Origin of the sequence: Nocardioides sp. AX2bis (genome assembly GCF_902506435.1) — a bacterium.
In the GTDB taxonomy this organism is placed as follows: Bacteria; Actinomycetota; Actinomycetes; order Propionibacteriales; family Nocardioidaceae; genus Nocardioides.
In genome coordinates, this window is the sequence record NZ_LR733238.1 from 1 (window position 1) to 9770 (window position 9770).

Genomic DNA, 9770 nt, shown 5'->3' on the forward strand with positions numbered 1-9770 from the left:
CCCCTGCGATGACCACCACCCCCGCCCCCCACGACGCCGCCGTGCCCCAGGTCGTCTTCGCCTGCGTCCGCAACGGCGGCCGCTCGGTCATCAGCCGGGTCCTCGCCGAGCACTACGCCGGCGGCCGCGTCCGCGCGCTCTCGGCCGGCACCCAGCCCGGGGAGCACGTGCACCCCGAGGTGGCCCGCGCCCTGACCTCGCTCGGCCTGGACGTCTCGGCCGAGGAGCCGACGCTGCTCACCCGAGACACCGTCGCCGCCAGTGACCTCGCGATCACCCTGGGCTGCGGCGAGGAGTGCCCGTACGTCCCCGGGGTGCGCTACCGCGACTGGCCGGTGGCCGACCCGGGCGGGCAGGACGACGCGACCGTCCGCACCATCATCGGCGACCTGGACGCGCGCGTCCGTGACCTGCTCGTCGAGCTGGTCCCCGACCACGAGCTCCCGCCCTCGGTACTCTCCGGGACGTGACCGTCACCCGCTCCCTGCTGCTCTTCGCCTGTGCCGCGCTGGCCGAGATCGGTGGTGCCTGGCTGGTCTGGCAGGGCGTGCGGGAGCACCGCGGCTGGCTCTGGATCGGTGCCGGCGTCGTCGCGCTCGGGCTCTACGGGTTCGTCGCCACGCTGCAGCCGGAGGCCAGCTTCGGCCGGATCCTGGCGGCGTACGGCGGGGTCTTCGTCGCGGGCTCGCTGGCATGGGGCACGGTCGTCGACGGCTTCCGCCCGGACCGCTACGACGTGGGCGGCGCGCTGCTGTGCCTGGTCGGCGTGGCCGTGATCATGTACGCGCCGCGGTCGGCCTGAGCGCGTCACCGATCGCGAACGCGGCGTCACGGGCCGGTCGGCCGACGCCGACCAGCGTGGCCGACGCGGCGCCGGTCCAGTCGCCGTACCCGACCAGCCAGACCCGGGGGTCGGAGGCGGAGCGGACCGGGTGCGGCGAGCCGTCCGGCGCGACGGTGCGCGGGCGGCCGCGCTCGGTGGCCAGGCCGAGCCCGCGCAGGTGGCCCAGCGCCGGCCGGAAGCCGGTCGCCCACACCACCGCGTCGAGGTCGACCTGGTGCCCGTCGGCCCACCGTGCGCCGGTCGGTGTCAGCCGATCGACCATCGGCCCGGCGACGAGGCCGCGCTCGTCGCGGGCCCGGCGTACGGCGGGCGTGGCGACCACGTCGCCGAGGGAGGCCACGTCGCGCACCGGTCGTCCGGCCGCCCGGTCCCGCACGGCCTGGGTGGCGGTCTCGAAGAGCACCCGGCCGTCGACGTCGTCGGGCAGGTAGCGCGGCGGCCGGAGCGCCACCCAGTGCAGCGCGGCCACGTGGGGCTGCAGGTCGGCCGCGAGCTGGGCCGCCGAGTTGCCGCCGCCGACCACGAGCACCCGTTGACCGGCCAGCTGCTCGGGACCGCGGTAGTCGTGGGTGTGGAGCTGGCGGCCGCCGAAGACCTCGGCCCCCGGGACGGCCGGCCAGAACGGCCGGTCCCAGGTGCCGGTCGCGCTGATGAGCGCTCGTGCCCACCAGTCGCCGCGGTCGGTGCTGACCCGGAGCAGCCCGCCGTGGTCCGCGTCGGCGACGTCGGTGACCCGGACCGGTCGGTGCACCGGGAGGGCGTACCGCTCCTCGTAGGCCGCGAGGTAGGCGGCCACGTGGGCCGCCGACGGGTTGCCGTCACCGCTCCACGCCGGCATCGGCCAGCCCGGCAGCGAGCTGAAGGCGGCGGGGGAGAAGAGCTCCAGGCTGGGCCAGCCGTCCGGCCACGCCCCGCCGGGGCGGTGGGGCGCGTCGAGCACGACGGTGCGCAGCGCAGGAAGGCCCTCGCGCTCGCGGCGGGCCGAGACGCGGCCCAGGTGGTAGGCCGCCGCGAGCCCGGACTGCCCACCACCGACGATGCAGACGTCGACCGTGCGTCCCTCCGGCGTCTGCTCCCGCCCCGGGGTCGGTGCGTTCACGCGTCGTCGCGCCGGCGCTCGAGCAGCACCGTGTCGCGCCACTCGCCGTCGAGCCGGGCGATCCGGGAGCGGACCGCGAGCGTCCGGTAGCCGGCCGCGCGGTGCAGGGCCAGGCTGGCCCGGTTCTCGGGGAAGACCGAGGCCTGGAGGGTCCACAGCCCCCGCGCGTCGGCCTCGGTGATCTGGCGGTGAAGCAGGGCCTTGCCGACGCCCCGGCCGCGGGCCGTGGCGGCGACGTAGACCGCGCCCTCGCCGACCCCGGCGTAGCAGGCCCGGGTCGAGGTGGGGGAGACGGCCGTGAAGCCGACCACCTGGCCTCCGGCCTCGGCCACCCAGCGGTGGTCGGGCAGCCACCGGTCGCGCAGCACGGTCGCCGCAGGGACCTCGGTCTCAAAGGTGGCCTGGCGGGTGGCGACGCCCTCGGCGTAGATCGCCCTCACCCGGGCGAGGTCGGCGTCGGTCATCGCGCGGGTGGTGACGTCGGCCGGCAGGTCGGCGGGGCAGCAGGGTGGGGTCGAGAGCGTGCCCATGACGGCGTCGGCCGCGTGCGGCAGGCCGGTGCAGCAGGCCGCGTTCACGCTGACCACGCTGCTCGTGCCCACCTTGTCCACGGCGACGAACCCGGCGTCGGCCAGGTGGCGCACGTGGTGGGAGCAGGTCGACTGGCTGATCCCGAGCTCGCGGGCGAGGTCACCGACCCGGGCGGACCCGGACGCCGCGGTGGCCACCGCGTTCAGCAGGCGCACCCGCGTCGGGTCGGCCAGCGTGGCGAACCAGGCGGCGTACGTCGTGGCGGTGTCGCCCGCCAGCGCGGCGGCAGGGGGCGGGGCCTGCGTGCTGGTCACGACCGGGAGTCTACATCGACCTGGATCGATTGACGGGTCGGTGACGCCCGGCTAGCGTCGTTGTATCGATGTCGATCGATCGATCGGCACGCCGTCGGTCCCCAGGAGAGCCCATGGTCCCCACCCCCGCCGCTCCGCTCGTCGTCGTCGGCGCGGGCCCGATCGGGCTGGCCGCCGCGGCCCACGCGGTCGAGCGCGGGCTGCCGGTCGTCGTCCTCGAGGCCGGGGACGCGGTCGGTGCCGCCGTGTCCGAGTGGGGCCACGTCCGGCTCTTCTCGCCGTGGTCGGAGCTGGTCGACCCGGCCGCGGCCCGGCTCCTCGACGCCGCGGGCTGGGACGCCCCCGACCCCGCGGGCCTCCCATTCGGTCACGACTGGGTCTCGGCCTACCTCCGTCCGTTGGCAGTCGTCCTGGAGCGGGCCGGTGCGGACGTGCGCCCCGGGCGCCGCGTGGTCGGCCTGGCCCGGTCCGGGCGGGACAGGATGGTCGCGACCGGGCGGTCGGACGTGCCGTTCGCCGTGCACGTGCAGGGCCCGTCGGGTCACGAGGTCCTCGAGGCTGCCGCGGTCGTCGACGCCAGCGGCACCTGGGGCGGTCCGGGGCCGCTCGGCGCCGACGGCTACCCGGCGCCGGGGGAGCAGGACCACCACGAGCGGGTGCTGCGCGGCGTCCCCGACCTCGCCGACCCCGCCCGGCGCGCCCGTCACGCCGGCCGGCACACCGTGGTGGCCGGGGCCGGCGCGTCGGCCCAGAACGCCCTCGTGGCCCTGACCGCCCTCGCCGACGAGGTCCCGGGGACCCGCGTCACCTGGGTGGTGCGTCGCGGCGACACCGCCAAGGCACTGGGTGCGGCCGAGCTCGACGAGCTCGCGGCGCGCGGCGCGCTCGGCGGCAACGCCCGACGGGCGGCCGAGGCCGCGGCCGTCACGACCGTGACCGGGTTCCGGACCGCGCGGCTCGAGGCCGCCGACGACGGCTCGCTGGTGCTGGTCGGTCACGACGGGCGTCGGGTCGAGCAGGTCGACGAGGTCGTCGCCGTGACCGGGTTCCGTCCCGACCACTCCTGGCTGCGCGAGGTGCACCTCGACCTCGACGGCGAGCTCTCCGCGCCGGCAGGCCTGGCCCCCGAGATCCACCCGGCCCACCACTCCTGCGGCACCGTCAGCCCGCACGGCGCGGACCTGCTCCGCCAGCCCGAGGAAGGGCTCTACCTGGTCGGGATGAAGTCCTACGGGCGCGCCCCGTCGTTCCTCGCGCTGACCGGGTCCGAGCAGGTCCGCTCGGTGGTCGCCGAGATCGCCGGGGACCACGAGTCCGCCGCCCGGGTGGAGCTGGTGCTGCCCGAGACCGGCGTCTGCGGAGCGGCCCCGGCCTTCGACGGGGCGCCGGCGGGGGCCTGCTGCGGGGTCGGCTGAGGCAGGATGTCGTCGTGGACACCGCCGCCGACAGCTGCGCCCCCTCGTCGAGCGCCGCCGGCGAGGTCATGGCGCGGGACGAGGCCGAGCGGCTGGCCCAGCTGATCAAGGCGCTCGGCGACCCCACCAGGATCCAGCTGCTGGAGATGATCCGCACCTCCCCGGACCACGCCGCGTGCGTCTGCGACCTGACCGAGCCCCTCGGCCTGAGCCAGCCCACCATCTCCCACCACCTCAAGGTGCTCACCGACGCCGGGCTGCTCGCCCGCGAGCGGCGGGGCGCCTGGGCGTGGTTCTCGGTGCGCGACGACCGCGCCGAGGAGACCGCGCGGCTGGTCGCCCACCTGCTCGGAGCCCGCTAGCGGCCACCCCGGCCCGTCATATCGACACCTGTCGATATAGCGTGCGGACCGACCCCCGTCCGTCTGCCGGCAGGAACCACCGTGCTCGTCGTCGCCGTCCTGATCTTCGCCGCCACCCTGACCCTGGTCATCTGGCAGCCACGCGGCCTCGGCATCGGGTGGAGCGCCCTCGGCGGCGCCGCCGTCGCCCTGGCCACCACCGTGGTCTCGTTCTCCGACGTCCCCACCGTGTGGGGCATCGTGTGGAACGCCACGCTGGCCTTCGTGGCCATCGTCGTGGTCTCCCTGATCCTCGACGCCGCCGGCTTCTTCGAGTGGGCCGCCCTGCACGTCGCCCGCTGGGGGCGTGGCAACGGCCGGCTGCTGTTCGTCCTGATCGTGCTGCTCGGGGCGGCCATCGCCGCGGTCTTCGCCAACGACGGCGCCGCGCTGATCCTCACCCCGATCGTGGCCTCGATGCTGGTCGCGCTGGACTTCCCCGCGCGCGCCTCGCTGGCCTTCGTCATCGCCTGCGGGTTCATCGCCGACGCCGGGAGCCTGCCGCTGGTGGTGTCGAACCTGGTCAACATCGTGGTCGCGGACTACTTCGACATCGGCTTCGCCCGGTACGCCGTGGTGATGGTCCCGGTCGGCCTGGTGTCGGTCGCGGCCAGCCTCGGCGTGCTGCTGCTGTTCTTCCGCAAGGCCATCCCGGCCACGTACGACACCTCGCTGCTGGCCGTGCCGGCCACCGCGGTGCGCGACCGGACGACCTTCCGCGCCGGGTGGGCGGTGCTCGCCCTGCTGCTGGTCGGCTACTTCGTGGCGGACCCGCTGGACCTGCCGCTCTCGGTGGTCGCCGGCGCCGGCGCCCTGGTCCTGATGGCGGTCGCCGCCCGGCGCCGGGCGCCGGGCGCGGCCGACGAGCGGATCGACGTCGTCCGCATCCTCCGCGAGGCGCCCTGGCAGATCGTGCTGTTCAGCATCGGGATGTACCTGGTGGTCTACGGCCTGCGCAACCAGGGCGTCACCGACGAGCTGGCCGGGGTGTTCAGCGCCTTCGGCGACCACGGGGTGCTGGTCACCGCGCTCGGGGTCGGTGTGGTCGTGGCGGTGCTGGCCTCGCTGATGAACAACATGCCGACCGTGCTCATCGCCGCGCTCGCCGTCGGCGCCACCGGGGCGACCGGGCTGACCCACGAGGCGATGGTCTACGCGACCGTGATCGGCTCGGACCTCGGTCCGAAGATCACCCCGATCGGGAGCCTGGCCACGCTGCTGTGGCTGCACGTGCTCGAGCGGCGCGGCATCCACATCGGCTGGGGCCAGTACTTCCGGGTGGGGATCGTGCTGACCCTGCCGGTCCTGGCGGTCACGCTGGTCGCCCTGGCCGGGTGGCTCACCGTCGTCGGCGTCTGACGCACGACGGCGCCCGGGGACCGCGAAGTCCCCGGTCGGCCGGGGACTTCCGAACATGTCGGCCTTTGCAAAGGCCGACATGTTCGAAAGTCGCCCGACAAGTCCCGGCCCTCAGCTCAGCGGGGGCAGGTCCAGGAACGCGTCCGCGGTCAGCGGCAGGTCGCGCACGCGCACGCCGGTGGCGTGCCAGGCGGCGTTGGCCACCGAGGCGGCCGTGCCGACGATGCCGATCTCGCCGATCCCGCGCCCGCCCATCGGGGTCGCCAGCTCGTCGACCTCGTCCAGCCACTCGACCTGCAGGTCGCCGATGTCGGCGTGCGCCGCCACGTGGTACGTCGCCAGGTCCTGCGTCACGACGTGGCCGAAGCGCGGGTCGCGGTGGCCGTCCTCGTGCAGGGCGCCGGAGATGCCCATCACCATCCCGCCCAGCAGCTGCGAGCGCGACGTGGTCGGGTTGATCACCCGACCCACGGAGTAGACGCCGACCATCCTCGACACGCGCAGCTCACCAGTCCAGGCGTGCACCCTCACCTCGGCGAAGGTGGCCCCGAAGGAGTGCAGGCTGTGCCCCTCCATGTCGGGGTACGGCTCGGCGCCCGCCGTGGTGTGCGTGCCGACCTCCGGGTGCGCCCCGTGGTCGGCGCGGTGCTGCTGGACGGCCGCGGCGATCGCGGTGCCCCACGACGCCGTGCCCGCGGACCCGCCGGCCACGGTCGCGAAGGGCAGGTCGGTGTCGCCGACGTGCACCTCCACCGCGGCCGGGTCGACACCGAGGGCGTCGGCCGAGATCTGCTTGAGGACCGTACGGGCGCCGGTCCCGATGTCGACCGCGCCGATCGAGACCGCGTACCGGCCGTCGTCGAGGGTCTCGATCCGGGCCTCGTTGCCGGGCATGTAGAGGGTGGGGTAGGTCGCCGCGGCGACGCCCGTGCCGACCCACCAGTCGCCGTCACGGGTGGCGCGCGGGGCCGTCGGTCGGTCGGCCCACCCGAAGCGCTCCGCCCCGCGGACCAGGCACTCGACCAGGCGGCGCTCGTTCCACGGCTTGCCGGTCTCGGGGTCGGTCGCCGGCTCGTTGCGCTCGCGCAGCGTCACCGGGTCGACCCCGGTGGCCACGGCGAGCTCGTCCATCGCGACCTCGAGGGCGAACATGCCGGGCATCTCGCCCGGCGCGCGCATCCAGGAGGGCACGTTCACGTCGAGCCCGGCGACCCGGTGGGTCGTGCGCCGGGCCGGCGCGGCGTACATCATCCGGGCCGCCGTGGCCGTCTGCTCCGCGAACTCCTTGAAGCGCGAGGTCTGCGAGGTGGCGTCGTGCTCGACCGATAGCAGGGTCCCGTCGGGCTCGGCCACCAGGCGTACGGCCGAGCGCGTGGCCGTGCGGTAGCCGGCCAGCGCGAACATCTGCTGCCGGGTGGTGACCAGGCGGACCCGGCGCCCCGGGTCGTCGGTGCCGACGGCGAGCGCGGCGAGCGCCGCGACCATCTCGGGTGCGTGCGGCAGCCCCTTCGAGCCGAAGCCGCCACCGACGTACGGCGCCGCGACCCGCACCTGCGCGGGGTCGAGCCCCAGCATCGGGGCCAGCGTCCGGGCGACCGCGTGCACCGCCTGCGTGGAGTCCCACATCGTGAGCGTGGTGCCGTCCCAGCTGACCACCGCGGCGTGCGGCTCCATCGGGGAGTTGAACTCGTGCGGGGTGGAGTAGTCACCCTCGACGACGACCGCCCCGGTGGTGCCGCGCGCGGCCTCGAGGTCGCCGTCGGCCCAGTCGGTCTCGTGGCCGGCGTTGACGCCCTCGGGGGAGTAGGTCGCGGTGCTCGCGTCGTACGCCGCCTCGTGCGGCTCCTCCGCGTAGTGCACCCGGACCAGGCGGGCACCCTCGCGGGCGGCCTCGGCGGTGTCGGCCAGGACGAGGGCGACGACCTGCCCGCGGAAGCGGACCCGGTCGTCCTGGAGCACCGCGAGCTCCTCGTCCTCGGTGTCGGCCAGGCGCGGCGCGCTCTCGTGGTCGAGGACCCGCAGCACGCCCGGGTGCTCGACCGCGGCCGAGGCGTCGACCCGCAGCACCCGGCCGCGGGCGACGGTGGAGGTGACCATCCACGCCGCGACCGGCGGACTGGCGGGGTCGGCGTGCTCGGCGGCGTACGGCGCGCGGCCGGTGACCTTCTCGGGGCCGTCGACGCGGTCGTGGTGGGTGCCCATGGAACGGGCGGTGAGCGGCTCGGCTCGCAGCGTGGTCATGCGGAGGCTCCTTCGGCGAGAGGGGCGGTGACGTCGCGCAGGGCCAGCGCGGTCGCGCCGCGCAGCATCGCCACCTTGTAGGCGTTGTCGGGACCGGGTCGCGCGTCGCGCAGCTCCGCGTCGACCGCCTGACGGACCAGGTCCTCGGTCGGCACCTGCCCGCGGAGCACGGCCTCGGCGGCCTCGGCGCGCCACGGCTTGTGGGCGGCCCCGCCCCAGGCGATCCGGAGGTCGGTCAGCGTGCCGTCCTCCGCGAGGTCGACGGCCACGGCGACCGAGACGAGCGCGAAGGCGTACGAGGCGCGGTCGCGGGTCTTGACGTAGGTGGAACGCCGGGTGAGCTCGGTCATCGGCAGCTCGACGGCCGTCACCAGCTCGCCGTGCGCGAGCACGGTGTCCTGCTCGGGGTGGGAGCCGGGGAGGCGGTGCAGGTCGGCGACCGGCACGCGCCGTTCCCCGTCGGGTCCGAGGACGACCACGACGGCGTCGACCGCCACGAGGGCGACCGCGAGGTCGCTGGGGTGCACCGCGACGCAGTCGTCGCTGGCGCCGAGCAGGGAGTTGTAGCGCCCGTAGCCCTCGAGGGCCGAGCAGCCGCTGCCGGGCTCCCGCTTGTTGCAGGGCGTGGTGACGTCCTGGAAGTAGACGCAGCGGGTGCGCTGCAGCAGGTTGCCGCCGGTCGTGGCCTGGTGCCGGATCTGGCCCGAGGCGCCGGCGAGCAGGGCGCGGACGACCGCGGGCCAGCGGCTGCGCAGCAGGGGGTGTGCGGCGAGGTCGGAGTTGCGGACCCCGGCGCCGATGCGCAGCACGGGTCCGGAGGGGCCGTCGACCGGGTCGATCTCGTCGGTGGCCAGCCGGCTCACGTCGACCAGGGTGGTCGGGGTGGTGATGCCGAGCTTGAGGTGGTCGACGAGGTTGGTGCCGCCGCCGAGGAAGGTGGCGTGCTCGTCGCCGCTCACCGCGGCGACCGCCTCCGCGGCGTCGGTCGCGCGGACGTAGGTCAGCTCCTTCATGCCGTCGCCCCCTGCCCCGCGGCCTGGCGGGTCGCGGCGAGGATGCCGGCGTAGGCGCCGCAGCGGCACAGGTTGCCGCTCATCCGCTCGCGGATCTCGTCGTCGCTGAGGGCGGGCTCGGACTCGAGGTCCGCGGTGACGTGGCTGGCCTCGCCGTCCCGGGCCTCCTGCAGCATCCCGACCACCGAGCACACCTGGCCCGGGGTGCAGTAGCCGCACTGGAGGCCCTCGTGGTCGAGGAAGGCCTGCTGCACGGGGTGGAGGTCGTCACCGTCGGCGAGGCCGTCGGCGGTGACCACCTCGGCGCCGTCGTGGGCCACGGCGAGCGCCAGGCAGGTCAGGTGACGGCGGCCGTCGAGCAGCACGGTGCAGGACCCGCACTGCCCGTGGTCGCAGCCCTTCTTGGGGGCGGTGGCGCCGACACGCTCGCGGAGCGCGTCGAGAAGCGTCGTGCGGGTGTCGACGACGACGTCGTGCTCGGTGCCGTCGACGGTGAGACGGACGGTGGTGTCCATGGGGTCCTTCCCGGGTGGGGCAGAGGTGGGGGCAGAGG

Annotated in this window: 10 protein-coding genes; 5 read left to right on the forward strand and 5 right to left on the reverse strand. The window is 75.4% G+C overall.

Going from position 1 to position 9770, the window contains the following annotated elements; genetic code table 11:
- Positions 1-470 (forward strand): arsenate-mycothiol transferase ArsC (locus GV155_RS20050; RefSeq protein ID WP_328820832.1); only part of this gene is annotated, 470 nt, incomplete at its 5' end.
- A complete protein-coding gene (locus GV155_RS20055) occupies positions 467-802 on the forward strand; it encodes a YnfA family protein (RefSeq protein ID WP_160012047.1) in 336 nt (111 codons plus the stop codon). The genes GV155_RS20050 and GV155_RS20055, both read left to right, overlap by 4 nt.
- Here GV155_RS20055 and GV155_RS20060 read toward each other — a convergent pair.
- Positions 777-1943, reverse strand: a complete 1167-nt coding sequence (locus GV155_RS20060) for an ArsO family NAD(P)H-dependent flavin-containing monooxygenase (protein WP_160012049.1) — start codon at positions 1941-1943, stop codon at positions 777-779. The genes GV155_RS20055 and GV155_RS20060 overlap by 26 nt on opposite strands.
- Complete coding sequence (locus tag GV155_RS20065) at positions 1940-2788, reverse strand: helix-turn-helix domain-containing GNAT family N-acetyltransferase (protein ID WP_160012051.1); 849 nt, start codon at positions 2786-2788, stop codon at positions 1940-1942. The genes GV155_RS20060 and GV155_RS20065 overlap by 4 nt, the downstream gene beginning before the upstream one ends.
- Positions 2789-2901: 113 nt before the next feature.
- Between GV155_RS20065 and GV155_RS20070 the strand changes: the two genes are divergently transcribed.
- The 3 genes from GV155_RS20070 (at position 2902) to GV155_RS20080 (ending at position 5963) form a co-directional block, all read left to right on the forward strand.
- Entirely contained in the window at positions 2902-4203 is a 1302-nt protein-coding gene (locus tag GV155_RS20070) for an FAD-dependent oxidoreductase (protein ID WP_160012053.1), read from the forward strand.
- A gap of 14 nt (positions 4204-4217) precedes the next feature.
- Positions 4218-4565 carry an ArsR/SmtB family transcription factor gene (locus GV155_RS20075; protein ID WP_236554540.1) on the forward strand — a complete coding sequence of 116 codons (348 nt, stop codon included), beginning with the start codon at positions 4218-4220 and terminating at the stop codon, positions 4563-4565.
- 81 nt (positions 4566-4646) lie between these two features.
- Complete coding sequence (locus GV155_RS20080) at positions 4647-5963, forward strand: arsenic transporter (protein WP_160012055.1); 1317 nt, start codon at positions 4647-4649, stop codon at positions 5961-5963.
- A 111-nt stretch (positions 5964-6074) separates the two neighbouring features.
- Here GV155_RS20080 and GV155_RS20085 read toward each other — a convergent pair whose 3' ends face one another.
- The 3 genes from GV155_RS20085 to GV155_RS20095 all read right to left on the reverse strand — a co-directional run.
- Entirely contained in the window at positions 6075-8204 is a 2130-nt protein-coding gene (locus tag GV155_RS20085) for a xanthine dehydrogenase family protein molybdopterin-binding subunit (protein WP_160012057.1), read from the reverse strand.
- Positions 8201-9217, reverse strand: a complete 1017-nt coding sequence (locus GV155_RS20090; RefSeq protein WP_160012059.1) for an FAD binding domain-containing protein — start codon at positions 9215-9217, stop codon at positions 8201-8203. The genes GV155_RS20085 and GV155_RS20090 overlap by 4 nt, the downstream gene beginning before the upstream one ends.
- Positions 9214-9770 (reverse strand): 2Fe-2S iron-sulfur cluster-binding protein (locus GV155_RS20095; RefSeq protein WP_328820833.1); only part of this gene is annotated, 557 nt, incomplete at its 5' end. The genes GV155_RS20095 and GV155_RS20090, both read right to left, overlap by 4 nt.